We start from the raw sequence: 25758 nt of genomic DNA, 5'->3' as shown, positions 1-25758 counted from the left end.
GAACAATGTATTCTCTGAGTGTTCAACTGGTTCGGGGCATACTAATCGCACAGGCCGGGCAAACCACGTCCGGTTGAATGGAAGGGGAACAGCATGATCAAGACTGCTATTGAGGTTGCGCCGTATGCATGTGCGACAATGCAACCCCATAATCCCGTCATGAATGGCGAAGTTTCAAGCAATACAAATTCGAGCAGCAGTCGCTTCCCTCCTATCGAAAATGCACTGACAGAAATCGTAAATAACAAGCGACTTGAAGAGGCGAACCGGGACTTCTGAAGATCAGAACGTCCGATAGATTTCCAGATCAACATGATCAGGGAACGATAAAGCCCGCTCCGAATTGGAGCGGGCTATATTTTTTCTCAGTAACCTTTGCCAACTTGCGTAGGGCATGCGCGCAATACAACCTGGCGGTCAGGATCTTTACGAGAAAGTCGGGCCAGCCAAACGGCTGGTAATCACTTAGCTGGCCCGGTCTTTTGCCCACTTCATAAGAATGAAGGCAAAAGCTGTTAGCTATCCAGTCCGAGCATTGCCTTTACAGCAGCCTCGACCTCGTCGGTGACGGGTTTGTTCGCAGCGTCTTCCAATGTCGCGCGCTCATCGAGTGACTGCTGCTCAACGGCGTCAGTCAGGTCTTCGACGTCTTGCACGGCTTCCTCATATTCCAAGGCTGCCTGTTTTTCGGCATTCAGGCTGTCAGTGGTATCTTTGGAAGCCTGCAGATCATCGTTTGCGTCCTGAAGAGCGTCCTCGATATCAGGATCGGTGCCTCCCGCGTCTGCCAGCTGCTGTTCGAGATCATCGACGATGTCCTGCTTTTCCTGAACATCGGCCAGCGCTTCCTCAAGGTCGTCATTGATTTCGGCGCTGGAGCGATCCGGCGGGGTCATATCATCCAGAAGGTCTTGTTTTTCGGCAAGTTCAGCTCGGATGCTGTCGCCAGCCAGAACCGTATCGCGATAGGTTGCAATGCGACCGACGCGCGAATTCGGTGCAGCGTTCTGAAGGGCCTTCTCACTTGCGTTGGCTGCGTTCAGTGCACCCAGTTCTGAAGGGTGGACACCCAGTGCAGCAGCCAGTTTATTCCCCTTCTTATGGGAATCGGTCAGGTCCGTTTCCTCGACCTGAACCTTGGATTTTGTCGCGTGCGCGGCCGGTGCGGTCTTGGTCTGAGTTTTCTTGGACTTCTTACCGGTAAACAGCTCTTTCAAAGAGAACGATTTTCCCTTCGAGGATTTTGACTTCGAACCCTTTGCGCCAGAGGTTGTGCGCCCCGACTTACCGGCGGATTTTGAACCACCACTTTTGGTCGCCCCATTACCACCGCCGTTGCCTTTGCCATTTCCGGCGTTGTCGCTGTTTCCATTACCGCCGCCGTTTCCTTTACCGCCACCATTGCCTCCACCGTTGCCATTGCCGTCTTTGGCGTAGGCCACATCTGGAAGGGCAACTGCCGCCACGATAGCAGTGGAGCCCAACATTGCGATTGCGAGAGCGGAGGCCTTCAGCACGCCGGTCAAATTGGTTTTCATAGCGATCCTCGTAGGTCGAACGCGAGTTTCATTTGGGCCGGCAGAGTATTTCGCGGTCAGCACACACGAAAAACCGCTAGCCGGAATCAATATCTGACAGGTGCTATCTAAACCGATCATCATTGAACCCACGCCAAACTGGTCGTTCATCGCCAGTTCATGTTGAAATCGGTAGATTGTTAAGGTGGTTGCGCAGTAAAGAGTGCCGAAGATGAAGAAGCTCTTGACCATCTTGTTTCTTGTTGCCGTTCTCCAGCCCGGAGAAGGCGATGCAGCCGTTCGTGAGCTGAAGCAGGCGGAGCTGCGCAAAGCGACAACCACTGGCAACGCTATCCGTCTTCAGGACGTCATCAAAGGCGTCGAGCAGGTCTTTGGCGGAACGCCCATTGATGCGCGTGCTTTTCAGGCCGACAAAGTTTACTACCGCGTGCTGGTCAAAAAACCGAACGGGAAGATTGTTAGTGTTATTGTTAACGCAAAAACCGGCGTCGTCGTTTCCAACAGGTCCACGATCGGCAAACAAATCTCAGAAGCGGCGAAATCTGCGCCCGGAAACTCGGCCAATGCGAAATCTCAAGGCAAGTCTTCTGCCAACGCAAACGGGGGTCAAAGCGGCAACCGTGGGAACAGCGGTGGCGGTCACGGCAATTCTGGCGGCAATGGTGGAGGCAATTCCGGAGGTAACGGTGGTGGCAATTCCGGAGGCAACGGTGGTGGCAATTCCGGAGGCAACGGTGGTAGCAACTCTGGTGGAAATGGCGGCGGCAATTCTGGCGGAAACGGTGGTGGTAAAAAGTAATGGTTAAACTACCATACGCACGCCTATAATTCCTAAGTATGAGAGTCTTACTGGCAGAAGACGAACCGCACCTTTGCGAGCAGATCAAGAAACTGTTGAACGCTGAAGGTCGGGTCGTAGACATTGTGAACAGCGGCCTGGAAGCTTTGCATCTGGGCGCAACAGAACCTTATGACATGATCATCCTCGATATTGGATTGCCGGAACGTGATGGCATTTCAGTTCTACGGGAATGGCGCAGTGCGGGTATCAAGACACCTGTGCTGATCCTCACGGCCCGCGATGGCTGGAGCGAAAGGGTCGACGGGTTGGACGCAGGCGCGGACGACTACATGACCAAGCCGTTCCATATGCCCGAACTGGCAGCGCGGGTCCGTGCCATCCTGCGGCGGCAGAGCGGCCAGTTGAATCCCGTCGTTGAAATGGGAAATGTTGTGCTGGATACCCGCAACGGGCGTGTGACGGCGGATGGCGTGCCCATCGACCTGACCGCCCAGGAGCTGGCTGTTCTCACGTATCTGGCCCATAATATTGGGCGTATGATCTCAAGGACCGAACTGTCAGAGCATATCTACGAATACGATGGAGACAGGGACTCGAACACCATCGCCGTCTTCATAACCCGTCTGCGCAAAAAACTTGGCCCTGATCTGATCACAACGATTAGGGGCCGCGGATATATGATCGACTCTGCCTGATGTTATCCCTGCGTCAACGGGCTCTACTGGGGGGGATCGCGTCGGGTGCCCTTTCAGTGGGTGTCGGTACGCTGGCCGTGTTCTCGTTCATTAATGCTCGCGTTTCAGACAGGTTTGATACCGCACTACTTGATCGTCACACGCAACTGGTCGTTGGGTTGAGCGTTACGACCCATGATCCGGATGCGCTGCGGGATCTGATGTTCGATCCAGCCTATGGCACACCGTATTCCGGCAGATACTGGCAAGTCAGCAACAGCGAAGGCGAGATCTTTACGTCGGCTTCCCTGTTCGACGAAGTCATTGCCGAACCCCCCGGTAACCCTGATGTAACGACGCTTTGGAACACGCCCGGTCCGGAAAGCGAAGCTTTACGAGGAGCCTTTCAGAAAATTACTTATGAGGATGGTACGGTCTGGGGGGTAAGCGTTGCCGAAAGTCAGGCCCAGCTTGTCGCGGAACGTCGCGCTGCACAACAAAACCTGCTTCCGGTTTTTGCGCTGGTCGGTCTGATCGGTGTCGTTGGATCGCTACTTCTGACGTCAATCATCCTGACGCCACTCAAAAAGCTGCGGTCGGATGTGGCGCACCGTTGGGATCGGGACGAAGACCTTAGACCAGGCGATTATCCAGAAGAGGTGTCTCCTCTGGTCGAGGATTTGAACCAGCTCTTGCGCCGAAATCGGGAAATCGTATCAGGATCACGTCGTCAGGCGGCAGATTTGGCTCATGCCCTGAAAACACCTACTGCGATCATGCGCAATGAACTGGTGCTGTTGTCCGAAGCGGGAGGTTCTACGGATATCGCTGTGGAAGCTCTCGACCGCATTGACGCGCAACTGGGCCGGTCTTTGGCCAGAATGCGGGCGCTGAACACTGCAGATTTGACCCATTCTCGTAATGATCTGTCTCATTCGATTGATCGACTGGCGCGGCTGTTCACGACCATGGCCGAGCGCGATGGAAAGTCATTGAAAATTGAGCGCGACCCGGGTCTTTGGGTGCGTATGGACGCGCAGGATATCGAAGAAGTTTTGGGCAACCTGCTGGATAACGCAGTCAAATGGTGCAAACACAAGGTCCGTTTGACGGCTAAGAGGACCCAGAACGGGATCGAAGTTGTGATTGACGATGATGGCCCGGGAATTCCTCAGGACGCTCACCGCGAGGCGCTACGTTCTGGGGGAAGGCTGGATACTTCTGTCTCGGGCAGCGGCCTTGGGCTGGCTATAGCGGTTGATCTGCTGAAGGCTTATGACTGCCGGATTGAACTGGGGGCATCCGGTTTTCTAGGCGGTTTGGAGTGCCGGATCGTTATACCAAAAGGAACCAACGCGCATTCTGCGTCAGGCTGATTTTTTGCCCTGAAGGTTCAGGGTGGATTGGGTGTGTCGTAAGTGGACAAGACGCGAAAACAAGAAAAGCGGACCCATGACAGGTCCGCTTTTGCCCTTGCGGGCGACAGGCAGCCAAGGTGGGCTTAGCTGCTCATGTCGTAGGCCCGTTCACCATGTACCGAGAGGTCGAGGCCATTTGTCTCGGTCTCGGCGTTTACGCGAAGTGGTGTGATCTGTGCAACCAGTTTGACCAACACAAACGTGACAACCGCCGTGAAGGCACCCACGATAACCAGCCCACCCAACTGGGCAGTCCATGTGCCAAGGCCAAACAGGGCGATCATGATGGTGCCGAAGATGCCTCCGACGCCATGTACCGCGAACACGTCCAGCGTGTCGTCGATATTCAGCTTGTTGCGCACCAGACTGACGGCTTCCTGACACAGAATGCCCGCAACAGCACCGATGATGAGGGCCTGAACCGGACCTACAAAACCCGAAGCGGGCGTGATCGAGGCCAGACCTGCAATTGTTCCGGTAACAAGACCCACCATCGAGGCTTTGCCAAATCGGATGCGTTCCCAAAGCGCCCATGTCAACGAGGCAGTTGCGGCGGACAGGTGGGTAACGGTCATCGCCATCGCAGCACCTCCGTCCGCGGCCAGTTGCGAGCCGCCATTAAAGCCGAACCAGCCGACCCACAGCATCGCGGCGCCCACCATGACATAGCCGGGATTATGCGGCGGGGTCGTGCGGTTGCGGCGCGGGCCAAGGATGACGGCGATGATCAGGGCTGCCAGACCAGCGGTTTCGTGCACCACGATACCACCTGCGAAATCACGCACGCCAATGTCACCCAAAATACCACCATCGGCCAGCATTCCACCGCCCCAGATCCAGTGAACCACTGGCGCATAGCACAGCAGCATCCACAGCGCCGAGAAGGTCAGTACAAAGCCAAAGCCTACCCGTTCGACATATGCACCCACGATCAGGGCCGGGGTAATGATGGCAAAGGTCATCTGAAAGGCAAAGAAAAGGATTTCAGGTAGAGTGCCAGCAAGGCTGTCCACATCAACACCGTTGAGGAAAGCCTTGCCCAAACCACCCCAAAGCCCACTTTCACCGGGCCCAAAGGCGATGGAGTACCCGGCCACCAGCCACAGAATGCTCATCAAACAGGCAATGGCAAAGCAATGCATAAAAACGCTGAGCACGTTTCGGGCACGAACGAGCCCGCCATAAAACAAGGCCAGCCCCGGCAATGTCATGAAAAGGACCAGTGCTGTAGCAACTATGATCCAGGCTGTATCGGCTCCATTCATGGGCCGCTCTCCTTTTCCCTGCATGGTTTCCCGGGCAGGTCATCTGACAACGCTCCGGGATCGAGTGAGTGTATGTGCAGAGCCTTGAAGCGGAGGGCAGGTGAGGAAAAAAGAGGCAACACCCGAATTGAGCGCCTGTTTTGTCGCCTTTTGTTCAAGTGATGACAGTTTTGGCGGCTATGGGCAGATAATGCCCAAAAATCGTGCGCGTTATGAAAGGCCAGTCAGAAGCAACGCCAGCGCATGATCCCGCGCGGCGCGGCGCACCGCATCCCGCCCTTGCGCGCCAAACTCAATCGTTTCGGTTCGGGTTTCCTGGCCTTCTCTGGCCAGTCCGAAACAAACGCGCCCTTCGGGTTTGAATTCAGACCCGCCCGGCCCGGCAATGCCGGTAATCGCGACGGCAAGCTGCGCTTGTGAGTTGCGCAATGCGCCTTCGGCCATTTCGCGAGCGACCTGCTCGGACACAGCACCGAAAGCCTCCAGAGTTTCTGCCAGAACACCCAGCATGTCCTGTTTGGCCCTGTTGGTATAGGTAACAAATCCCCGATCCACGACGGCCGAACTACCGGGTACATCCGTCAGGGCCGCAGCGACCATACCGCCGGTGCAGCTTTCCGCTGTGGCGATCACAACGCCCTGCGCCTTGGCGCGGTTCAGCAGGTCGGGCACGTTCATAGGCCCAGAACCCCGTGCGCGATGCCTGCCAGAACCATCACGCCAATGGCTGCGAATATACCCGCAATTACGTCGTCCAGCATCACTCCCATGGTATCGCCACGACGATCTGCCCAACCGACGGGGCCGGGTTTGGTGATGTCGAACAGGCGAAACAGGGCGAACCCGGCAACCCAACCGGGCCAGAGGGCGGAAATGTCGATCCCATGCGCCCAGGACGGATATGAGATCGCCCAGAGTGCAATGAACTGGCCCGCAACTTCATCTATGACGATTTCCGACGGGTCGTGATCGTCCTGGCCGTCGGTCATCACGCGCGTGGCCCACAAGCCGCCTGCGAACACCACGAGCGTTGCGATTGCCAGCAATGGGAATCCGCCCAGCGTGTGCAGGACCCAAGCCATCGGCAGCGCGGCCAGCGAACCCCAGGTGCCGGGGGCAGGGCGTATATATCCGACGCCGCCAACGGTGCCAATCAACTGCGCCGCGTTCATGATTTCACCAGACAGGCCGTCGCAAGCGATGCGATGCCTTCACTGCGGCCGGTGAAGCCCAGACGCTCGGACGTGGTGGCCTTGACTGAGATCTGATCGACGCACAAGCCCATGATTTTGGACATTTCTTCTCGCATGGCAGCGGCGTGAGGGCCAATCTTCGGATATTCACAGACCAGCGTGCAATCCACGTTCGAGATGCGATATCCCATCTGTCCGGCCAATTCGACCGCGTGACGCAGAAAGATCTTGCTGGCGGCACCTTTCCATTGTGGATCCGAGGGCGGGAAGTGCTGCCCGATATCGCCTTGCGCCAATGCGCCATAAATCGCGTCGGTTACAGCATGCATCCCGACATCTGCATCCGAGTGCCCCTGCAACCCGCGATCATGGGGAACCTTTACACCGCAAAGGACAACATGATCCCCGTCGCCAAATCGGTGCACGTCATAGCCGTTGCCAAGTCTTACATCCATATCCATTCCCATGATACGTTCCGCCCGGGCAAAATCCTCGGGGCGGGTGATCTTCAGGTTGTCCGCATCGCCCGGTACGATGCAGACATCTACCCCCGCAGCGCGTGCAACCTCAACATCATCAGCAGCACCGCCCGGATGCGCCGCATGGGCGGCGGTGATGGTGTCATAGTGAAAGCCTTGCGGTGTTTGCGCCGCAAACAGGTTGCTGCGGTCTTGTGTGCCAGTCACGGCCCCGCCTTGTCCTATCCACAAGGCGTCAGTCACCGCCAGTCCGGGGGCGGCGGCCTGATGTGCATCCAATGCGTTCAAGACGTCCTGAATGGTGCGCAACGAAACGCAGGGTCTGGCAACGTCATGAATCAGGACGCGCTTCACGTCGAGGTGCGCCAGGGCCTTCAAACCGTTGCGCACAGAACCCGTGCGATCTGTGCCGCCCGAGGCGAGGATCAGATCGGTATCACGAAACTCCTCCCAGACCTGAGTGTCTTCGTCGGATAAGACCAGAACGATATGGGCGACCTGTCCGCGGAACCGATCGATTGTCCAGTCTGCCACGCGGCGTCCTGCAAGGCTGCGCCACTGTTTTGGGACATCGCCCCCTGCGCGTAGGCCGCGGCCTGCGGCGACTATGATGGCAGCTGTGGTCATGCCGCGCGCCCTCCATTTTGTTGCGTTTGTTTAGGCGGCGGTGATTGCAGAGGCAATCACCTATGGTCATGTGATTAAAAAATAGGCAGTTGATGGTTCTACAGGCTTGTTGCGCGTCGTTTTGTTGTTCATATGCGTAGAATTCGATATCAGAACTGCAGTTGCCCAAGGATTAAGCACGTTGACTTTGCGCTTCGCTGACAAACTCGTAACACCGCCGGTTTTGCTGGCCCCGATGGCCGGAATCACCGATCGCCCATTTCGGGATCTAGTTATGCGCTTCGGCGCCGGCATGGTCGTCAGTGAAATGGTCGCCAGTCAGGAAATGGTGCAGGCCAAACCCGGAGTGCGGGAGCGCGCCGAATTGTCTGCCGATGTGGAAAATACAGCTGTGCAACTGGCAGGGCGCGAGGCGCACTGGATGGCCGAGGCGGCGCGTCAGGTTGCTGATCGTGGGGCGCGGGTGATCGACATCAACATGGGGTGTCCCGCCAAGAAGGTTACAAATGGGTATTCCGGCTCGGCCCTGCTGAAAACACCAGACCATGCGCTGACGCTGATCGAGGCCGTAGTCAGTGCAGTTGACGTTCCGGTGACATTGAAAACCCGTCTGGGGTGGGATGACACCCTGCTGAATGCCCCTGAGGTCGCGCGCCGTGCACAAGACGCAGGCGTTCAGATGGTTACGATCCACGGACGCACGCGATGCCAGTTCTACAAGGGGCGCGCTGACTGGAGCGCGATCCGGGCCGTGAAACAAGCCGTGTCGATTCCGGTCATAGCGAACGGAGATATCACGGATACTGCCGCCGCGCGAACGTCGCTGACTCAGTCTGGTGCAGATGGGGTCATGGTCGGGCGTGGCGCGCAGGGTAAACCGTGGCTTTTGGCGCAGATCAGTCACGACCTCTACGGGGCGGATGCGCCGGATATTCCGGTCGGGAATGTCCTGATCGACATGGTGCGCGCGCATTATCAGGCGATGCTGGGATTTTACGGTGCCGATCTGGGCCTGCGTGTCGCCCGCAAGCATCTGGGATGGTACATGGATCAGGCCGCAACCCCTGCGCCGCTGCGCCGGGCAGTTTTGACGTCGCGAAGCACGGATGAAGTCCTGCGTCTGCTTGGGGACGCACTTGCCGATACGGGCGAGGTGGCGGCATGAATTCTAACGCCAACATCTGGAACTCATTGCCGGTTCCGGCCTTCATAATCGATGAAGAAGATCGCATCGCAGATGTGAATTCGGCGGGCGAGGGGTTTTTGAATGCCTCGCGCCGGTCGGTAATCGGGCATCCGGTATGGGACCAGATCGCCGTTGACGCACCGCTGGAGGAAGCATTCCTGCGCGCCCGTTCTCAAGGCACGCCACTGTTCGTAAACGATGTGGATGCTGGTTCGGGGAACCGTGCGCCGTTGCAATGTGCGTTGCAGATCGCGCCCCTGGTTGGGCATCCGGGGTCGATGATCATGATTATATCACCTCGTGAACTGGCGGGCCGGATGACCTTGGGCAACACGGTCAAGTCAGCGGCGCAGTCGGCGATTGGCATGGCCGAGATGCTGGCGCACGAAATTAAGAACCCACTGGCCGGGATTACCGGTGCAGCGCAACTGCTGAGCATGAATATTTCGCCACAGGATCTTGAACTTACAGACCTTATTGTGGCCGAAAGCCGAAGGATCGTGAAGCTTCTGGAACAGGTCGAGCAATTCGGCAACTTGCAGAAACCGGACCTCAGGCCGGTCAATATCCACGATGTACTGGACCGTGCAAGGCGGTCTGCGCTGCTGGGATTTGGCGCGGATATGACAATCATCGAGGATTACGATCCGTCATTGCCGCTGGCCTATGGCGATCCGGACCAGTTTCTTCAGGTGGTTCTGAACCTGCTGAAAAACGCATCCGAGGCCGCAGGGCCTCAGGGCGGAACAATCCGTCTGCGCACGTATTTCGAACATTCCTTCCGGCTGCGCAGAAGTGATGGGTCGGGTCACTCGCTGCCGTTGCAGATCGAGATCATCGATGACGGTCCAGGGCTGCCCGAGGATATCCGCGGTGACATTTTTGACCCGTTTGTGTCGGGCAAGGAAAACGGCACCGGTCTCGGGCTGGCGCTGGTCAGCAAGATCGTTTCCGACCATGACGGCTGGATTTCCGCCGATTCCGTGCCTGGCCGCACCGTTTTCAAACTGTCGCTGCGCCGCGCGCCGCGAGATGCAACAGAACACAAGAAGGAGAGCACCTGATGGATGGCACCGTACTGGTTGCGGATGACGACCGCACAATCCGCACCGTTCTGACTCAGGCGCTGACGCGGGCCGGATGCAAGGTGCACGCAACGTCCTCGCTGACGACCCTGATGCGTTGGGTCGGCGAAGGTAAAGGCGACGTGGTGATCTCGGACGTTGTCATGCCTGATGGCAATGGTCTGGAGATGCTGCCGAAGATCGCAAAGGATCGCCCTGGATTGCCGGTTATCGTGATTTCCGCACAAAACACGATCATGACCGCGATTCAGGCGGCTGAGGCAGACGCATATGACTATCTGCCCAAACCGTTTGACCTGCCGGATTTGATGAAACGCACGGCGCGGGCACTGGATCAGAAGCAGCGCTCACAGCCAGAACCCAAACAGGCAGGCGGTGAGCGTCCGGATGAGTTGCCTCTGGTCGGCCGCACGCCAGTCATGCAGGCCTTGTATCGGTTGGTCGCACGCGTGATGAACACCGACCTGCCGGTAATGATCTCGGGTGAAAGCGGAACGGGTAAATCGCTGATTGCCCGGGCAATTCACGACTTTTCGGATCGGCGTACATTACCCTTTGTCACAGTCACCGCAGCCGACCTAAGCGATCTGGAGGGCCCGGCCCGCGTGATGGCGCGGGTGCGTGGAGGTACGCTGCTGATAGATGAAATCGCGGATATCGGCGATGAAATTCAAGCCCGCGTTGTGCGTATGATGGATACGCCCGGCGATCATGCTCCGCGATTCATGGCAACCAGCCAGACAAACTTGACCGATGGGATGGAAAACGGCCGTATCCGTCAGGACCTTTATTATCGTTTGTGCGGGGCGACGATCCACGTGCCCTCGTTGCGCGAAAGGGTCGACGATATTCCGCTGCTGGCCGAACATTTTCTGGCCCGGGAAGAGAAGGAAAATGGCAACAAGCGGTGGCTCAGCTCTGATGCGGTGGAACTGGTGCGGCGCTATTCATGGCCGGGGAATGTGCGACAACTGGAAAACGCCGTTCGCCGTTTGGGGCTGACCAGCCGGGCAGATGAGATTTCAAAGGCCGAGGTGGAAATGGTGTTGGGCAGCCAGCCCGAAGCAGCACCGGTTCTGAGCGGTGGCGAACGTGAAAAGCTTTCAACTTCGGTCGAGCGTCATCTGCGACGGTATTTCGATCTGCACGGCAACATTTTGCCGCCACCGGGCCTTTATCAGCGGATTTTGCGTGAGGTTGAGGCTCCGCTAATCGAAATCGCACTGGATGCAACTGGTGGGAATCAGGCAAAATGTGCTGATTTACTGGGGATTAACCGAAATACGCTGCGAAAAAAGATTACTGACCTCGATATTCAGGTGACACGGCGTCGCAAACTGATGTAATATCGCCACACAAACCGTGGCATCCTGGCACCTGTCAGGAAAAGATCACGATATATGGCGGTAAGCCGCACAAGCGGCACATCAGGATGAGGGCAGACGGTGGCAACCCGAGCACAGAGCGGGATGATCCTATCGATTGGTCGATGGCGTAAATCACGGAAACTGCGCAATTTCGGCACCTTTGGGCTGGTCCTCTTGGGGCCAGTTCTGGCGCTTGCCACATATCTTGTCATTGGTCCCTTTGATCTTGGTGCGACCGCGCCGACATTGCGGCTGATTCTGCTAGCCGATCTAGTCTATGTTCTGGTCGTTGCGGCATTGGTGCTCAGTCAGTTGGGTAGCCTGATTGCGGCCAGGCGGGCCAAGTCCGCGGGCTCGCGCCTGCATTTGCGCCTGATCGGGGCGTTTACGCTGCTCGCGCTGGTTCCGACCGTTACGGTCGCCATTTTTGCCGGCCTTACCGTGAATATCGGTCTGGAAGGCTGGTTTTCGGATCGCGTACGGCAGGTTGTCGGGTCCTCCCTGACGGCGGCAGAGGCTTATGAGCAGGAACATCGCAGTGGTCTGACGCAGGACGCAACCGTTCTGGCGCGGTTCCTGAACAACGCACGTTCGGTGGAGTTTTACATTTCTGATGCCGAACTCCGCGAGGTTCTGGCGCAGGGGCAGGCCCGGATTCAGCGCGGGTTGCGCGAGGCCTATGTCATCGACGGCACGGGCGAAATCCGGTCGCGCGGGGATCGGTCCTATCTGTTCAACTATGAGGCGCCAACAGCCGAGCAAATGACGGAAGCGGCAGAAAAGGGGCTGCTGATCATTGCTGACTGGCCAAACAGTGAATTCCGCGCGCTGGTCCCGCTTACCGCCTATCTGGACCGTTACCTGTATGTCAGCCGCGAAGTGGACGGGCAGTTGTTGACGCTGCTGGATGACACCAAGGAAACGGCGCAGTTCTATCAGCAGCTGGAAAGTGAACGGGGCAGGGTGTTGTTCGAATTCGGCCTGCTCTATCTCGGCTTTGCGCTGATCCTGATCCTGGCTGCGATGTCACTGGGTATGTGGTTTGCCGAACGGCTGTCGCGCCCGGTCGGACGATTGACCACGGCAGCACAGCGGGTCGGTGCCGGAGACTTGAGCGTTCAGGTCATCGAAGAGGCCAGCGACGACGAGATCGCGATGTTGGGCCGATATTTCAACCAGATGACCCGACAATTAAAAGGACAGCGGGACACGCTGCTGGAAAACACCCAGCAAATCGAAAGAAGGCGTCGCCTGTTTGATTCCGTGCTCAGTTCGGTCACATCCGGTGTTGTCGGCGTGGACCCGGATGGATGCGTTACCTTCGTCAACCGTTCTGCCGAGCGATTGCTGGACTGGTCACGAGGTGAAGAACACCTGGCTATCGGCATTGCAGTTCCCGAGTTTCTGCCCTTGTTTGAAAGCCTCAAGGACAGCGGGCAGGAGGCTGTTCAGGGTGAGGTTAAGGTCACACGCAAGGGGCGGCTGGAAAACCTGCTGGTTCGCATGGCCATCCGTCGCGGAGAGGATGGCGGGCTGGAAGGCTATGTGGTTGCCTTTGACGATGTAACCGATCTGGTCAGCGCACAGCGAATGGCGGCGTGGGGGGACGTGGCCCGCCGCATTGCACATGAAATCAAGAACCCATTGACGCCGATCCAGCTCAGCGCAGAGCGCATCAAGCGCAAGTTCGCCCGCAAACTGGATGAGGAAGACAGCGGCAGCCTTGAGTCGATGACCGGCGTCATCGTGCGGCAGACTAACGACCTGCGGCGTATCGTGGATGAGTTTTCCAAGTTCGCACGGATGCCCGAACCCGTTCGACGAGAGGAAGACTTGGTTGAACTGGTGCGCGAAGCCGTTCTTTTGCAGCAGGCGGGACAGCCGGACGTACAGATTGACGCCGATCTGCCGCAGCAGCCGATCATGGCGGATGTAGATGCGACCATGCTCAACCAGGCATTGACCAACCTGATTAAGAACGCTGGGGAAGCTATTGTTACCTTGCAAGAAAAGGGCGCCCCGAGCAACCTGGTGCCACAGATCAAGGTGGCGGTTTCAAGCGACAGTGCGGGTACGGTCATTACCATTGCAGACAATGGAATCGGTCTGCCGGAGGACCGGGCGCGTTTGTTTGAACCTTATGTTACGACACGCGACGAAGGGACCGGGCTGGGCCTTCCGATCGTCAAGAAAATAATAGAAGAGCATGGCGGCGCGCTGACCCTTGAGGACGCGCCCGTATTTAACGGGCAGGACCATTTTGGCGCAATGGCTGTGATCCGTTTGCCTGGGGCAGGTATGTCCCCAACCGTTGCGCCGCAGAAGCAGGCAATTAGAACCAACAAACTGAAAGCAGGCCAAAGATGAGCGACATTCTGATCGTAGATGACGAGCGCGATATTCGCGAGCTGGTGTCCGACATTCTGGAGGACGAAGGCTATTCAACCCGGCTGGCAGCCAACTCGGACGAGTGCATGGCGTCGATCAATTCCGAACCGCCGGGGCTGTTGATCCTGGATATCTGGCTGAAGGACAGCCGTATGGACGGGATTGATATCCTCAAGTCGGTAAAACGCGATAACCCGGATGTGCCGGTGGTGATTATTTCGGGCCACGGCAACATCGAAATCGCTGTTGCTGCTATCAAACAGGGTGCTTACGACTTTATCGAGAAGCCCTTTAACATTGACCAGTTGATGGTGGTGATCCGCCGCGCGATGGAGACGTCTCGTCTACGGCGCGAGAACGCGTCGCTGAAGCGGAAAGAGGTCAACAACTCCGACATGATCGGCAAATCCGCGTCGTTCCGGGCGATGCAGGGGCAGTTGGACAAGGTTACCAAGTCAAACGGTCGCGTCATGCTGCGCGGGCCTGCGGGTTCTGGAAAGGAAATTGCCGCGCGCTATATCCATGCCCACTCCAACCGCGCAAACGCTCCCTTCGTGACCGTCAACTGTGCCGGGATTGAGCCTGAGCGTGTGGAAGAAGTTCTGTTTGGCCGGGAATCGGCCGAACGTGGTGTGGAATCCGGATTGCTGGAAGAAGCCCACGGCGGTGTGGTCTATTTTGATGAAGTGTCCGACATGCCTTTGGGCACACAGTCCAAAATCCTGCGTGTGCTGGTGGATCAGCAATTCCAGCGCGTGGGTGGCTCGGACAAAGTGCGCGTGGATCTTCGGGTGATCTCATCAACCAACAAGGATCTTGATGATGAAATCGCCGCCGAGCGGTTCCGGGAAGAGCTGTATCACCGTCTGAATGTGGTTCCGATCACCGTTCCATCACTCGAGGACCGGCGCGAGGATATTCCGGTTCTGGCCCAGCATTTCATCGAAATGTGCAACGAAACCCAAGGGTTGCCTATGCGGGAGCTGTCGGACGAGGCGGTCGCTTTGCTTCAGACAATGACGTGGCCGGGTAACGTGCGCCAGCTGAAAAACTTGATCGAACGTGTTTTGATTCTGGGTGACGGCACCGGCCCAATTGAGGCGCGCGAGCTGCCAAGCGAAGAAGACAAGGCCGAAGAGTCGGGCCGCGTTGTCTTGTCGGGGGCGCTGGCCACTTTGCCGCTGCGCGAGGCCCGCGAAGCGTTTGAGCGAGAGTATCTGCTGACCCAGATCAACCGCTTTGGCGGCAATATCAGCCGCACCGCCAGCTTTGTCGGGATGGAACGCAGTGCGCTGCATCGCAAGCTAAAGTCGCTGGGTGTTGTGACCTCAAACAAATCCGGTGCGCGGGTCGCGCAAATCGACGAGCCCGAACCGGCAGAATGAGTCTGGGGTCATAGTTCACGGGCAGATGGATGTGTAGAAGGGATGGCGAGAACGGTGAACTCTGATCTGTCTGGCCGGTTCGTCGAAGGCTACCCGGCTTTTGGCAGGCGTTTAAAGCGACTTCGACGGTCGATCGGATTGAAACAAGCCGCGCTGGCAGAGGTTCTGGAGGTCGATCAGACCACGGTTTCCAGATGGGAGAACGGGATTCAGCTTCCGACACCTGATCTGCAACACTCGGTGTTTGCTGCGCTGGCTCCTTTCAGGGCGGATGACAACGCGTTAAGACGGCTTGTCGTGAACTCGGCCGACTGCATCCATCTGGTTGAGGAGGCCAGCCATATGTGCCTGGCCTATTCCCGCCGGCGGGCGCGGGACTGGAAAACCACCCAACGGGCACTGCTTGGCGTGTCCCTCTGGCAATTTGCAACGGAAGAGATCCGGCAGGCTGAGGCCGAGCTACAGGACGAGGGATGGTGGGATTTGCAAGCGCCCAACCCCAAGTCGTTTGTAACCTCCGAAGCGCGGCACGACCGTATCCGGATCAGCGCCGGACAGATCACCTGGGAACGGTTGTACCTGTCGGATGGAACGCCGGTTAGGCTGGTCAGTGGGGCACGGTCGGGACGCGCATAATTTATGCGTATTCCTGTGCGGTCGGGTGCAGTAGAACCGACCTATGCCCCATCCATTACGCATCTTGTTACAGGTTTTGTTGCTTTGGCTTGCCGGGCTAGGTGCGGCGACCCAATTCGCCAAGATAGCGGTTCCTTTTGTTCAGGTCGCGGCTCTCTATCCTGCGCACGCGGATAAGATTGGCTGGCTTTTGTCAGTCATCAGCCTGATTGGCGCGATTCTTGGTGCATTGTCCGGCGCGATAGCGGGGCGGGTGGGGCCTGTCCGGTTGCTGATGTTTGGCTTGATCCTTGGCGGGGCGGTGTCCCTGTTTCAGGCCAGTATCCCCGGTTTAGGCCTGATGCTGGTCAGTCGCGTTGTCGAAGGGGTCTCTCATCTGGCCATCGTTGTCGCCGCGCCGACTCTGATTGCGCAAATCACGATTGGAAAATGGCGCAACGCGGCGATGGTTTTGTGGAGCAGTTTCTTTGGTGTCGCCTTTGCTCTGAACGCTTGGCTTGGGCTTCCATTGATCGCTCAGGTCGGGCTGCCGGTTTTTTTTGCTACCCATGGCGTTCTGATGTTTCTGATCGCCATCCTGATCGTATCTTTCCGTCCCAACAGTGCATCGGCTTTGGTGAACAATCCTTTTTGGAGCGTTCGAACACTGATTGACATACACGTACAGACCTATCGCTCTGCATTTGTGTCGGCTCCGGCGCTCGGATGGTTCTTTTACACGCTGACCTTTGTCTCGCTGCTGGCCATTCTTCCGGGAAGATTGCCGGAAGATGTCAGTGCGATGATCGCAGGTTTGATGCCGTTGGCCGGGATCGTGATTTCCTGGCTTACCGTCCCAGTGTTGCTGAACGTTTGTTCTGGCGTATTCGTTGTTACCCTTGGTTTCGGGCTGTCTATCCTGACGATAGGCGCCCTGTGTCTTGGTGCCCCGTTGCCCGTTGTCTGCGTTGCGCTTTTTGCGGTGCTGGGGCTTGTTCAGGGCGGCAGCTTTGCAGCGGTACCGCAGTTGAACTCGACACCCGAAAACCAGGCGCTTAGCTATGGTGCGATGGCGCAGATGGGGAATGCGGGTAACCTTTTGGGCACACCTGTTTTGCTTGCAATTCTGTGGCGGACCAGTGAAGCAGGCATGTTGATTGCCGTGGTCGGGTTCTATGCTGTTGCCATGGCGCTGCATCTGTGGCTAGCCGCGCGGCGCAAACGCGCTTCGACCGAGCTGGATTGATCAAACATGCGGAACAGTGGTTTTTCTTATCCGGATTGCCCCGGTGTGATGATCTGAAACGACCCGTCATCGAATTTCACAAAGCATGAGGCACTGTTGAGGGGCGGCAATGTCGTTGTTCGCGCCAGTGGCACCCGTGATTTCACGTTTTGCTTGCAGGGCGGTAAGCTGACCGGACGAAATCCCTTCTCGGCCATGCATTGCGCCTCGACCGTGTTTCGCAGTCCCTGGTTGACATCGACGGTATAAACCCTGCCGGGTTGCCACCAGCCTGGGGATTGATAGCAACGACCCATGCCATCACAATACGTACGCCCAGGCCAATAAGTCGGCGGGCTTTGACGGATCTGATTGGCAACCGGCACCTCTTTTACCGCCCTAAGCTGGCACTGGGTGGTCTCTTTTTGCAGACGTGACACGGTTTCACCCTCACGATAGTAAAGCGAGAGTGGCCCACACGAGGACAGCACCATCAGGGGCACGAGCATAGGAAACAGCGTTTTCATATGCTTATCTTGCCGCAGCTGATCAGCGATGACAATTCAATTGACCGCTTTGGGGGCATCTGTCATTCAATCCTTTCAGGCAGAAGGGCCAGAAACATGAAGGTCATTATTTGCGGCGCGGGTCAGGTCGGCTGGCAGATTGCGCGGCACCTTTCGGGCGAATTGAACGATGTCACCGTTGTCGACAACAATCCCGATCTGGTACGGCGGGCGACCGAAACACTGGATGTGCAGGGGATCGCCGGGTTTGCAAGTTACCCCGATGTGCTTGAAAGGGCAGGCGCGCGCGATGCGGACATGATCATCGCTGCGACCCATTCGGACGAGGTGAACATGGTCACCTGCCAGATGGCGCATTCGGTCTTTTCGATTCAGCGCAAGATCGCGCGACTGCGGTCGAAATCCTATCTTGAAGCGATCCACTCGGACCTTTACCGGCGCGATCATCTGCCGATTGATGTGGTGATCAGCCCCGAACGCGAAGTGGCCGCAGCCGCGATGCGCCGCCTGTCGGCCCCGTCCGCCTTTGACACCGAGGTTTTCATGGACGGCAAGGCGCAGCTTTTGGGAATTCGCGTGGATGAGGACTGCCCGATCGTGAACACACCCTTGCGGCAACTGACCGATTTGTTCTCGACGCTCAGTTCGATCGTAGTGGGGGTGCGTCGCGATGGAACGCTGTTTGCACCAGAATCCGAGGATCAGCTGTTTGTCGGCGACGAATGCTACGTCTTTACCAATGTAAAAGACGTGGATCGCACCATGGAGGTGTTTGGCAAGACCCAAAAGCGTCAGGATCGCGTGGTGATCGTGGGCGGCGGCAATGTCGGGCTTGAAGTGGCGCGAACTCTGGAAGAACAAAAAAGCCGCGTGCGCGCCAAAATCGTCGAGCGGGATCGCCGGTGCGCCGAGATCGCCGCCGAGGCGCTGGAACGAACGATTGTGCTGCACGGTGATGGTCTTGATGCCAGTTTGTTGAGCGAGGCCGGTATCGACAGGGCGGATGCAATGCTGGCGGTTACGGATGATGACCGCACGAACATGCTGGCCGCTGTGCGGGCCAAGGCCGAGGGTTGCACGTTGGCGATTGCTTTGATCAATGATCCCAGCATGGTGGCGTTGATGGGACCTTTGGGGATCGACGCGTATATCAATCCGCGGGCAACCACCGTCAGTTCTATCCTGCGCCACATCCGTCATGGCCGGGTGCGACAGGTCTACTCGATCGGAGATGCTGAGGCCGAAGTGATCGAGGCCGAGGTTCTGTCAACCTCTCCCATGGCGGGGCAAAAGCTGCGCGATATCGATTTTCCCGAGGGCGTACTGGTTGGGGCCGTGCGCAAAGGGGATGAGGTGATGCGACCGACGGGTAGCCTCAGGATCGATGAAAAGGATGTCGTCGCGATTTTTGCCATGGCCAAGGACGTGCCTGAGGTCGAACGCCTGATGCAGGTTTCAATCGATTTCTTCTGATGGCGCATGCGGGGATACAACAGATTGGGCTATTGCGGCGGTTGCCGCTGTTTCTTCTGATCTGGGCTATTGCGTCACTGGCAATGTGGGTTCCGGCAGTTTACGCGCTGGCGCTGGATGATCACGACACATCCCGATCGTTTCTGTATTCCGGTATCATAGGGTTGTTTCTGGTCGCCAGTATCGCATTGGCCTCGTCCAATCGCGTGCCACGGCGTGGGACTTTGGGACAATTGGCGGTGATGCTCGCATGTTTCACCATTCTTCCCGTCTTTCTTGCAATTCCATTTCACGACGCGCTGGGAACGACCACATTCCTGAACGCTTACTTTGACATGGTTAGTGCCCTTACGACCACAGGGGCGGATCTGTTTCCGGATCCAGACCGCCTGACGGCCCCGCTGCACCTGTGGCGTGCCTTGGTTGGATGGATGGGCGGTTTGCTGATGTGGATTGCCGCCGCGGCAATCCTTGCGCCTTTGTCGCTAGGTGGGTTCGAGGTCACGGCACGCGGTCAGCCGGGTCGCCCGGTATCGGGTGTTGCGCAAAGCGAACGCGTTGATCCACGTGGCCGGCTGCTCCGTGTGGCAAAGGGACTGACCCCGGTCTATGCCGGGCTGACGGCAGTGATCTGGATCCTTCTTCTGATCGCTGGCGAAAATGGTCTGACGGCCGTTTGCCACGCAATGTCGGTCATGGCGACGTCGGGAATTTCTCCGGTGGGTGGTATGGAAGGCGCGCAAGCGGGATTCACGGGCGAGGCGATCCTGTTTCTGTTCCTGTTCTTCGCCCTTTCGCGCCTGACATTTTCGACCGACACGGCAACATCCGGTTATTCCCGCCTGGATACGGACCCGGAGTTTCGCATTGGCCTGATGATTGTGCTGGCCGTTGCTGCGTTACTGTTCTTTCGCGTTATTGCAGGCGTTACGGAAATCGGCGGGCAAATCGAACCTTTGCAGGTATTGCAGGTCATCTGGGGTATGCTGTTCACTGTTCTGGCCTTTCTGACAACCGCCGGGTTTGAAAGCGCAAACTGGGATGATGCGCAGCAATTGTCTGGTCTGGGAACGCCCGGATTGTTGCTGATGGGGCTGGCGCTGATCGGTGGCGGGGTCGCCACTACGGCTGGCGGTGTCAAACTGCTGCGGGTTTTTGCCCTGTACCTGAATGGTGCGCGCGAGATCGACAGGTTGATCTATCCCTCGTCAGTCAGCGGGGTTGGAGGCGGTAACCGACGCATTCAAAGGGACGGCGCGTTTATCGCCTGGATCTTTCTAATGCTCTTTGCGCTGACATTGGCAGTGTTCAACCTTTTGCTGGCCGCTATGGGGGCCGGGTTCGAACAGGCCATGGTGCTCAGCGTCGCAACGCTCAGCACGACGGGCCCGCTGATTGAGCTGGCCACTGATGTTCCGATCCGGTTGATAGACCTGTCCGCAGGGGCCAAGCTGACGCTGTGCGCGGCGATGGTCATTGGCCGGCTCGAGACACTTGCGATCATCGCCCTGATCACTCCTTCGCTGTGGCGGGATTGAAGCGGTTGGGTCCGGCCGTTTTTTCTGCTTAATTTTTCGTCTGGAATATCTTTACGCGGCGCTCCATACTGAACCGGAGGGAGCGTGTTGGTCCGCAACGCGTGGCAAGAACAATGGCGAGATTATATAAATATGGCTTCGGACAGACAGAATCTTCAGGATGCCTTCCTGAACAATGTACGGAAAGCTAAGGTTCCGGTTACAATTTTCCTGATCAATGGCGTGAAATTGCAGGGTGTGATCACCTGGTTCGACAATTTCTGTGTATTGTTGCGCCGCGACGGACAGTCGCAGCTGGTGTACAAGCACGCGATATCAACCATCATGCCATCACAGCCGATCAACCTGTATGAGGGCGAAGACGCCTCTTGATGGAACATGACCGGACGCGCACCCGGGCCTGGGTGCTGCATCCCGAAATCAAATCAGATGAACAGCGCCGCGTTCCCGAACCGGCGCTGGCCGAGGCGGTTGCGCTGGCCGCCGCTTTGCCCGATCTGGACGTGATCGGGTCTGAAATCGTTCGCCTGCAACGCGCCCAGCCCGGCTATTTGTTTGGCAGTGGCAAGATCGAGGAACTGGGCGAGCGGCTTCGTGAAAACGAGGTTGAACTGGTTCTGATCGATGGGCCGGTGACCCCGGTTCAGCAGCGCAATCTGGAAAAGGCATGGAAGGTCAAGATCCTCGACCGGACCGGGCTGATCCTTGAGATTTTCAGTGACCGTGCGCGTACCCGCGAAGGGGTGTTGCAGGTGGAAATGGCTGCGCTCAGCTATCAGCGGACGCGTCTGGTGCGGGCTTGGACCCACCTTGAACGTCAGCGTGGCGGCTTGGGATTTGTCGGCGGACCTGGCGAGACCCAGATCGAAGCCGACCGTCGCGCCATTGACGAACAACTTGTGCGTCTGCGTCGCCAGTTGCAGAAAGTAGTCAAGACCCGCACGTTGCACCGTGCTGCGCGGGCCAAGGTGCCATATCCGATCGTTGCATTGGTTGGATATACCAATGCCGGGAAATCTACTCTGTTCAATCGGCTGACCGGGGCCGAAGTGTTGGCCAAGGACATGCTGTTTGCCACGCTGGATCCAACTATGCGCCGCGTGCAACTGCCCGATGGCCCGGAAGTGATCCTGTCGGATACGGTGGGTTTTATCTCGAACCTGCCGACCGAGCTTGTGGCGTCTTTTCGGGCCACGCTTGAAGAAGTATTGGGCGCTGATCTGATTGTTCACGTGCGTGATATCAGCCATGAGGAAACCGAAGCGCAGGCGCAGGATGTCGAAGCAATCCTGACCTCGCTTGGTGTCGACGAAGAACGCCCCCGGCTTGAGGTTTGGAACAAGACTGACTTACTGAGCGCCGAAGAAAAAGACGCTGCATTGGCAAGGGCGGATCGCGATCCGGCCATATTTGCCATCTCGGCAGTTACCGGCGAAGGCGTGACCCCTTTGCTTTCCGAGATTGCAGCAATCCTGCAAGGGGCCCGGCACGAGGATGTTCTGAACCTGAGCTTCGCTGAAGGTAACAAGCGGGCGTGGTTGTTCCGGCAGGATGTTGTACAATCCGAAGAGCAGACCGAAAAAGGGTTCCGTATTACTGTCCTTTGGACGGATAAACAGGCTGCTCAATTCGAAACACTATAGAAACGGCGAAGTGGCGGAACTTGTCTGACACATTGGATCAAAGAGTATTTCTGACCGGATTTATTGATGTCCCAGCGGATCGCCTTGAAGATGTGCGCGCCGCTCTGTCCACGCATATCGCCCTCACAAAGGCGGAAGAGGGTTGCCTGTCGTTCGATGTTGTCGAGGATCAGATCACACCCGGACGGTTCACTGTATCAGAGGTTTTTGTGAATCAGCGGGCATTTGATGCGCATCAGCAGCGGACGAAGGCATCCGAGTGGTTTCTGATTACACAGGGAATACCGCGGAGTTATGCGATTGAAACCGCGGGTAAAAAGACGACCTAAGTCATGTGCCGTAAAGTTGCCGCTGTATATCATCGGTGTCGAACCAGCCGACTGACGATTGTACAAGATGGTCAGGTGCAAGTTCCCATTCATCCCATCCGCGCGCGATAACATAGTTGCCGGTCTGGGCATGATGCCCTTCACGTGTCCAGACAAACAGGGCGTGAGAGCCAGCCCATCGCATCATGTCGCACCGCACTTCCAGGTCCGGAAAATCGGCATAGACCTCTCGGGCCATTTCGGCAATCGCGGCACGCCCTTCGACAGGCTCACCCCGGTTGGTTGTTATCCGACCGTCCTGCGTGAAAAAACTGGCAACGGCATCGGCGTCACCTGAACTCCAGGCGATCGCGTAATCTCGGGCAAGGTTGTTCAGAGTATCCCGAATGCTGGCCATAGTTTCCCCCTGGTCCGAAACAGTTCGCCCGGTGATGGTAGGCGAAACTGCCGCGTGGCGTCCACGGTCCGGACAAAAAGGGGCGGGGACTCGCCGAAACCCCGTGCTTAGCGTGGGATCAGTTTGGTCACTCCGACAGCAGCGGCGCGGGCAAGGTCAAGGTCCAGCGACATGGGAATATATTCGCCACGCCGCCACAGCTGCGCCTGATCGTCGTAATAACGCGACAGGAAATGGCCCGATTGGCCGGTAGCCGTGATAAAGACCGAGCTGTTGGGATCGGCAAAGTCATACACACCGCGATACCCGGCTCCGTGCACGTTCTGAAACGGGTCGAGCCCTTCGCCCGAGGTGCGCCCGCGCAGCAAGGTGTTGTCGCCGCCACTGGTCGATTGGCGAATGTTCACAAAATACCGAAGTATTGGCACGTTTCCTAAAACGGGGTGATCGTGGGTTGCCTGATGCGCATCACCCCAGCGTAGGGATTCAAGTGTGCTACCATAGCGTTCGGTGATCCAGATCAGCGCATCATCCAATGCAAGTCGAGCCATTTCGGTACAGGTTTCAATCGGCGCGCTTTGTCGTACATCGCACCAGACACCGGCGCCATCAATGTCACGATAGACCCGCTCGATGAACAAAGGCTCGACATGTTTGAATTCGCTGGCCAGCGGCCCCAGCTCGTCCGAGATCAGGCGGAGCTGAAGGGCCCGCACCCAGGCTGCGTAGATCAGCGGTTCGGGCAGATGCTCGTTCATCTCGCCATTCCAGTCCGCCAGCAGCGACAGCGCAATCTGGCGCTGGCGCTCGGGCGTCCCTTCGGGGGCCGAGGCACCGGTATACCAAAGGTCAGCACCGATCAGTGGCAGTAGAGAGCGCGCGGTGAAACTGACGGTGTCCAGTTGCGCTTCGATGAAACTGTCGCGGGTATGCACCTCACGCGATTGCATCAGGCGTTCCCAGCGATGCACGCGCTGAGTGTCTCCCCATTCGTAGGACACATGATCCGGGAACGGGCGGTTGATGATCTTGTTATTCGTGTTGCCTAGAACGCCGCCAGCAGGGGCCACAAATTCCGGGTTGTTGGTGTAGGGTAGGCGACCTTGCCAGCGGTTTGCTTCGATCCAGCCGGGTGTCGGAATGCGTCCGCGGCTCTGGTTTTGCAGATCACGCCGGGGCATGGCGCCAATCAGTTTCATCCCTATCGTCGTTTTGTCGACCAGTGACAGATTCTGCGAGGGCGCAATGAATTGCCGCGCCACGGTTATGGCGTCCTGCACGTTGTCCGCATTCATCAGGGCCATGGACGCCGTCATCGAAGTGTCTTGCGGGCTGAGCGCAGTCCAGGACAAAGACGCAACATGGCCTGGCGGTGTGATAGTTTCCAGCTTGTAATCCGTACCGGGCAAAACCGGCCCGTTTTCAGTCCAGCGCAACGTCAGTGTAACCGGAGCTTCCCCTTTGATTTCAATTATCGAAGGACGGGTCTTGAATTCCTGATAACCGTCCGGGGTCAGGTATTCTTCGGGGTTGTCCGGGTTCAGCTGCTCAATGTGAATGTCCTGATCGTCAAGATAAGATGACGTCACCCCCCAACCCAACCGGTCACTACGGCCGGTCATGATTGCGGGAATACCAGGGATCGAGGCCCCAATGACGCTTCCCTTTGCCAGACCAAGATGTGCCAGATACCACACACCGGGGGCTGTGAAGCCCAGATGTGGGTCGTTGGCCAGCAACGTCCCACCGCTTGCCGAGCGCGAAGGCGCAGCAGTCCACGCGTTTGATGCGCCCGCCAACCCGCGTTTGGGAAGGGGGGACAGTGGCGTTTCAGGAAAACTCGTACCAGCGGCATAGCGTGGAAGGTTGGGAAACAGCGAAGCATATTCAGGCAGCGCGGCAATGCCGGGGCCGGGAACATCGGGCAGAATATCTGCCAGTCTGTCCGGATTGCTCAGCATCAAAGACGTCCGCGCCCGCAAAACCTCGTCGGTCAGGTGACCGGACAATTGCAGCGCCATGAGCTTGATCACGGCAATACTGTCGCCCGGTTGCCAGGGCGAGACGGGGGCATTGAACAGGAACATCTCTGGCGCGCCACGCCCCAATGCCTCGTCGTTGATCTCGGCTAGGCGTGCGTTGACCCCGGCAGCATAAGCACGAAGGGCAGCCTTGGTATAATCGTCCTGTACCTCGACCGAGCGATGGGCAAGGCCGTACAGATCCAGCCGGCGCAACAGCTTGTCAACGCGCAGGGTGCGCGGGCCAAAGATCTCGGACAAGCGGCCCTGCGCGGTGCGGCGCATGACTGTCATCTGCCACAACCGATCCTGCGCGTGGGCATATCCAAGACCGAAAAACACATCCGGGTCATTTTGGGCCAGAATGTGCGGCACATTGGCGGTGTCGCGCACGATCTCAACCGGAGCGGTCAACCCGTTGACTTCAAGCGTCTGGTCATAATCCGGAAGGGATTGACTGGCCAGAAAATAGACGAGGCCCATTGCGGCGAGGATCAGCATGATCAGACCCGACACGATGCGCACCAGCCAGCGGAAAACAAGACCCATTACTGCCCCAAATTCTAGTACATGAAGGTTGCGC

24 protein-coding genes are annotated in these 25758 nt (G+C 57.5%); 16 read left to right on the top strand and 8 right to left on the bottom strand.

All coding sequences use genetic code 11. From position 1 onward, the window contains the following. The first annotated feature begins 93 nt into the window (after positions 1 to 93). Positions 94 to 279 (top strand): hypothetical protein, encoded by a 186-nt coding sequence (locus ACR0BF_RS05770; RefSeq protein ID WP_480473092.1) that lies wholly within the window; start codon positions 94 to 96, stop codon positions 277 to 279. A gap of 236 nt (positions 280 to 515) precedes the next feature. On the opposite strand, the gene ACR0BF_RS05765 is transcribed toward ACR0BF_RS05770, so the two are convergent. After that, positions 516 to 1769, bottom strand: a complete 1254-nt coding sequence (locus ACR0BF_RS05765; protein ID WP_480624462.1) for a hypothetical protein — start codon at positions 1767 to 1769, stop codon at positions 516 to 518. Between ACR0BF_RS05765 and ACR0BF_RS05760 the strand changes: the two genes are divergently transcribed. The 3 genes from ACR0BF_RS05760 to ACR0BF_RS05750 are packed head-to-tail and all read left to right on the top strand — an operon-like array spanning position 1750 to position 4390. Then, complete coding sequence (locus ACR0BF_RS05760; protein WP_480624461.1) at positions 1750 to 2337, top strand: PepSY domain-containing protein; 588 nt, start codon at positions 1750 to 1752, stop codon at positions 2335 to 2337. The two genes, ACR0BF_RS05765 and ACR0BF_RS05760, sit on opposite strands and share 20 nt — an antisense overlap. A gap of 38 nt (positions 2338 to 2375) precedes the next feature. Then, complete coding sequence (locus tag ACR0BF_RS05755) at positions 2376 to 3035, top strand: response regulator transcription factor (protein ID WP_480473086.1); 660 nt, start codon at positions 2376 to 2378, stop codon at positions 3033 to 3035. Further along, positions 3035 to 4390, top strand: coding sequence for an ATP-binding protein (locus ACR0BF_RS05750; protein WP_480603443.1), 1356 nt, complete (start codon positions 3035 to 3037; stop codon positions 4388 to 4390). The genes ACR0BF_RS05755 and ACR0BF_RS05750 overlap by 1 nt, the downstream gene beginning before the upstream one ends. 125 nt (positions 4391 to 4515) lie before the next feature. Here ACR0BF_RS05750 and ACR0BF_RS05745 read toward each other — a convergent pair whose 3' ends face one another. The 4 genes from ACR0BF_RS05745 to ACR0BF_RS05730 all read right to left on the bottom strand — a co-directional run bounded on the left by ACR0BF_RS05745 (position 4516) and on the right by ACR0BF_RS05730 (position 7996). After that, a complete protein-coding gene (locus ACR0BF_RS05745; protein WP_480473082.1) occupies positions 4516 to 5697 on the bottom strand; it encodes an ammonium transporter in 1182 nt (393 codons plus the stop codon). 210 nt (positions 5698 to 5907) lie between these two features. Next, positions 5908 to 6375 carry a CinA family protein gene (locus tag ACR0BF_RS05740; protein WP_480493057.1) on the bottom strand — a complete coding sequence of 156 codons (468 nt, stop codon included), beginning with the start codon at positions 6373 to 6375 and terminating at the stop codon, positions 5908 to 5910. Continuing rightward, a complete protein-coding gene (locus tag ACR0BF_RS05735; protein WP_480493058.1) occupies positions 6372 to 6869 on the bottom strand; it encodes a phosphatidylglycerophosphatase A family protein in 498 nt (165 codons plus the stop codon). Before ACR0BF_RS05735 ends, ACR0BF_RS05740 begins: the two co-directional genes overlap by 4 nt. Further along, the gene (locus ACR0BF_RS05730; RefSeq protein WP_480624460.1) at positions 6866 to 7996 is read right to left on the bottom strand and encodes a bifunctional 2-C-methyl-D-erythritol 4-phosphate cytidylyltransferase/2-C-methyl-D-erythritol 2,4-cyclodiphosphate synthase; all 1131 of its coding nucleotides are present in this window, start codon (positions 7994 to 7996) and stop codon (positions 6866 to 6868) included. Before ACR0BF_RS05730 ends, ACR0BF_RS05735 begins: the two co-directional genes overlap by 4 nt. Before the next feature lie 181 nt (positions 7997 to 8177). Between ACR0BF_RS05730 and dusB the strand changes: the two genes are divergently transcribed. The 7 genes from dusB (at position 8178) to ACR0BF_RS05695 (ending at position 17268) form a co-directional block, all read left to right on the top strand. Beyond that, the gene (dusB, locus tag ACR0BF_RS05725) at positions 8178 to 9161 is read left to right on the top strand and encodes a tRNA dihydrouridine synthase DusB (protein WP_480624459.1); all 984 of its coding nucleotides are present in this window, start codon (positions 8178 to 8180) and stop codon (positions 9159 to 9161) included. Further along, positions 9158 to 10246, top strand: a complete 1089-nt coding sequence (locus tag ACR0BF_RS05720; RefSeq protein ID WP_480473074.1) for a two-component system sensor histidine kinase NtrB — start codon at positions 9158 to 9160, stop codon at positions 10244 to 10246. The genes dusB and ACR0BF_RS05720 overlap by 4 nt, the downstream gene beginning before the upstream one ends. Beyond that, positions 10246 to 11613 (top strand): response regulator, encoded by a 1368-nt coding sequence (locus ACR0BF_RS05715; RefSeq protein ID WP_480517239.1) that lies wholly within the window; start codon positions 10246 to 10248, stop codon positions 11611 to 11613. Before ACR0BF_RS05720 ends, ACR0BF_RS05715 begins: the two co-directional genes overlap by 1 nt. A gap of 123 nt (positions 11614 to 11736) precedes the next feature. Then, positions 11737 to 14001 carry a sensor histidine kinase NtrY-like gene (locus tag ACR0BF_RS05710; protein WP_480624458.1) on the top strand — a complete coding sequence of 755 codons (2265 nt, stop codon included), beginning with the start codon at positions 11737 to 11739 and terminating at the stop codon, positions 13999 to 14001. Then, the gene (gene ntrX / locus ACR0BF_RS05705; RefSeq protein ID WP_480473070.1) at positions 13998 to 15407 is read left to right on the top strand and encodes a nitrogen assimilation response regulator NtrX; all 1410 of its coding nucleotides are present in this window, start codon (positions 13998 to 14000) and stop codon (positions 15405 to 15407) included. Before ACR0BF_RS05710 ends, ntrX begins: the two co-directional genes overlap by 4 nt. 54 nt (positions 15408 to 15461) lie before the next feature. Continuing rightward, positions 15462 to 16043 (top strand): helix-turn-helix transcriptional regulator, encoded by a 582-nt coding sequence (locus ACR0BF_RS05700; protein ID WP_480624457.1) that lies wholly within the window; start codon positions 15462 to 15464, stop codon positions 16041 to 16043. A gap of 43 nt (positions 16044 to 16086) precedes the next feature. Next, entirely contained in the window at positions 16087 to 17268 is a 1182-nt protein-coding gene (locus tag ACR0BF_RS05695) for an MFS transporter (RefSeq protein WP_480624456.1), read from the top strand. 26 nt (positions 17269 to 17294) lie between these two features. On the opposite strand, the gene ACR0BF_RS05690 is transcribed toward ACR0BF_RS05695, so the two are convergent. Continuing rightward, positions 17295 to 17774, bottom strand: a complete 480-nt coding sequence (locus ACR0BF_RS05690; protein WP_480473064.1) for a hypothetical protein — start codon at positions 17772 to 17774, stop codon at positions 17295 to 17297. Positions 17775 to 17870: 96 nt separating this feature from the next. Between ACR0BF_RS05690 and trkA the strand changes: the two genes are divergently transcribed. The 5 genes from trkA to ACR0BF_RS05665 all read left to right on the top strand — a co-directional run bounded on the left by trkA (position 17871) and on the right by ACR0BF_RS05665 (position 22757). Beyond that, positions 17871 to 19247, top strand: a complete 1377-nt coding sequence (trkA, locus tag ACR0BF_RS05685) for a Trk system potassium transporter TrkA (protein ID WP_480517233.1) — start codon at positions 17871 to 17873, stop codon at positions 19245 to 19247. Next, a complete protein-coding gene (locus tag ACR0BF_RS05680) occupies positions 19247 to 20785 on the top strand; it encodes a TrkH family potassium uptake protein (protein WP_480473060.1) in 1539 nt (512 codons plus the stop codon). Before trkA ends, ACR0BF_RS05680 begins: the two co-directional genes overlap by 1 nt. A gap of 132 nt (positions 20786 to 20917) precedes the next feature. Further along, positions 20918 to 21157, top strand: coding sequence for an RNA chaperone Hfq (gene hfq, locus ACR0BF_RS05675; protein ID WP_005982826.1), 240 nt, complete (start codon positions 20918 to 20920; stop codon positions 21155 to 21157). Continuing rightward, positions 21157 to 22428 carry a GTPase HflX gene (hflX, locus tag ACR0BF_RS05670; RefSeq protein WP_480473058.1) on the top strand — a complete coding sequence of 424 codons (1272 nt, stop codon included), beginning with the start codon at positions 21157 to 21159 and terminating at the stop codon, positions 22426 to 22428. The genes hfq and hflX overlap by 1 nt, the downstream gene beginning before the upstream one ends. Before the next feature lie 20 nt (positions 22429 to 22448). Next, on the top strand, positions 22449 to 22757 hold the full coding sequence (locus ACR0BF_RS05665) for a putative quinol monooxygenase (RefSeq protein WP_480603463.1): 309 nt from the start codon (positions 22449 to 22451) through the stop codon (positions 22755 to 22757). A gap of 1 nt (position 22758) precedes the next feature. Here ACR0BF_RS05665 and ACR0BF_RS05660 read toward each other — a convergent pair whose 3' ends face one another. Next, a complete protein-coding gene (locus ACR0BF_RS05660) occupies positions 22759 to 23154 on the bottom strand; it encodes a nuclear transport factor 2 family protein (protein ID WP_480553673.1) in 396 nt (131 codons plus the stop codon). A 107-nt stretch (positions 23155 to 23261) separates the two neighbouring features. Next, complete coding sequence (locus ACR0BF_RS05655; protein WP_480624455.1) at positions 23262 to 25724, bottom strand: penicillin acylase family protein; 2463 nt, start codon at positions 25722 to 25724, stop codon at positions 23262 to 23264. Between the last annotated feature and the right edge of the window lie 34 nt (positions 25725 to 25758).

The sequence above is a fragment of the Ruegeria sp. AG7 genome (assembly GCF_056541545.1).
Note: the sequence above shows the minus strand (reverse complement) of the source record. Positions and strands in the feature narration are given on the sequence as shown.

Coding starts and splice junctions, on each gene's coding strand:
- ACR0BF_RS05660 (WP_480553673.1), bottom strand. CDS start 23,154: ATGGCCAGCATTCGGGATACTCTGAACAACCTTGCCCGAGATTACGCG.
- ACR0BF_RS05690 (WP_480473064.1), bottom strand. CDS start 17,774: ATGAAAACGCTGTTTCCTATGCTCGTGCCCCTGATGGTGCTGTCCTCG.
- ACR0BF_RS05745 (WP_480473082.1), bottom strand. CDS start 5,697: ATGAATGGAGCCGATACAGCCTGGATCATAGTTGCTACAGCACTGGTC.
- ACR0BF_RS05750 (WP_480603443.1), top strand. CDS start 3,035: ATGTTATCCCTGCGTCAACGGGCTCTACTGGGGGGGATCGCGTCGGGT.
- ACR0BF_RS05695 (WP_480624456.1), top strand. CDS start 16,087: ATGCCCCATCCATTACGCATCTTGTTACAGGTTTTGTTGCTTTGGCTT.
- ACR0BF_RS05760 (WP_480624461.1), top strand. CDS start 1,750: ATGAAGAAGCTCTTGACCATCTTGTTTCTTGTTGCCGTTCTCCAGCCC.
- ACR0BF_RS05755 (WP_480473086.1), top strand. CDS start 2,376: ATGAGAGTCTTACTGGCAGAAGACGAACCGCACCTTTGCGAGCAGATC.
- hfq (WP_005982826.1), top strand. CDS start 20,918: ATGGCTTCGGACAGACAGAATCTTCAGGATGCCTTCCTGAACAATGTA.
- ACR0BF_RS05735 (WP_480493058.1), bottom strand. CDS start 6,869: ATGAACGCGGCGCAGTTGATTGGCACCGTTGGCGGCGTCGGATATATA.
- ACR0BF_RS05765 (WP_480624462.1), bottom strand. CDS start 1,769: ATGGTCAAGAGCTTCTTCATCTTCGGCACTCTTTACTGCGCAACCACC.
- ACR0BF_RS05715 (WP_480517239.1), top strand. CDS start 10,246: ATGGATGGCACCGTACTGGTTGCGGATGACGACCGCACAATCCGCACC.
- hflX (WP_480473058.1), top strand. CDS start 21,157: ATGGAACATGACCGGACGCGCACCCGGGCCTGGGTGCTGCATCCCGAA.
- ACR0BF_RS05720 (WP_480473074.1), top strand. CDS start 9,158: ATGAATTCTAACGCCAACATCTGGAACTCATTGCCGGTTCCGGCCTTC.
- ACR0BF_RS05730 (WP_480624460.1), bottom strand. CDS start 7,996: ATGACCACAGCTGCCATCATAGTCGCCGCAGGCCGCGGCCTACGCGCA.
- ACR0BF_RS05740 (WP_480493057.1), bottom strand. CDS start 6,375: ATGAACGTGCCCGACCTGCTGAACCGCGCCAAGGCGCAGGGCGTTGTG.
- ACR0BF_RS05655 (WP_480624455.1), bottom strand. CDS start 25,724: ATGGGTCTTGTTTTCCGCTGGCTGGTGCGCATCGTGTCGGGTCTGATC.
- ACR0BF_RS05680 (WP_480473060.1), top strand. CDS start 19,247: ATGGCGCATGCGGGGATACAACAGATTGGGCTATTGCGGCGGTTGCCG.
- trkA (WP_480517233.1), top strand. CDS start 17,871: ATGAAGGTCATTATTTGCGGCGCGGGTCAGGTCGGCTGGCAGATTGCG.
- ACR0BF_RS05710 (WP_480624458.1), top strand. CDS start 11,737: ATGATCCTATCGATTGGTCGATGGCGTAAATCACGGAAACTGCGCAAT.
- ACR0BF_RS05770 (WP_480473092.1), top strand. CDS start 94: ATGATCAAGACTGCTATTGAGGTTGCGCCGTATGCATGTGCGACAATG.
- ntrX (WP_480473070.1), top strand. CDS start 13,998: ATGAGCGACATTCTGATCGTAGATGACGAGCGCGATATTCGCGAGCTG.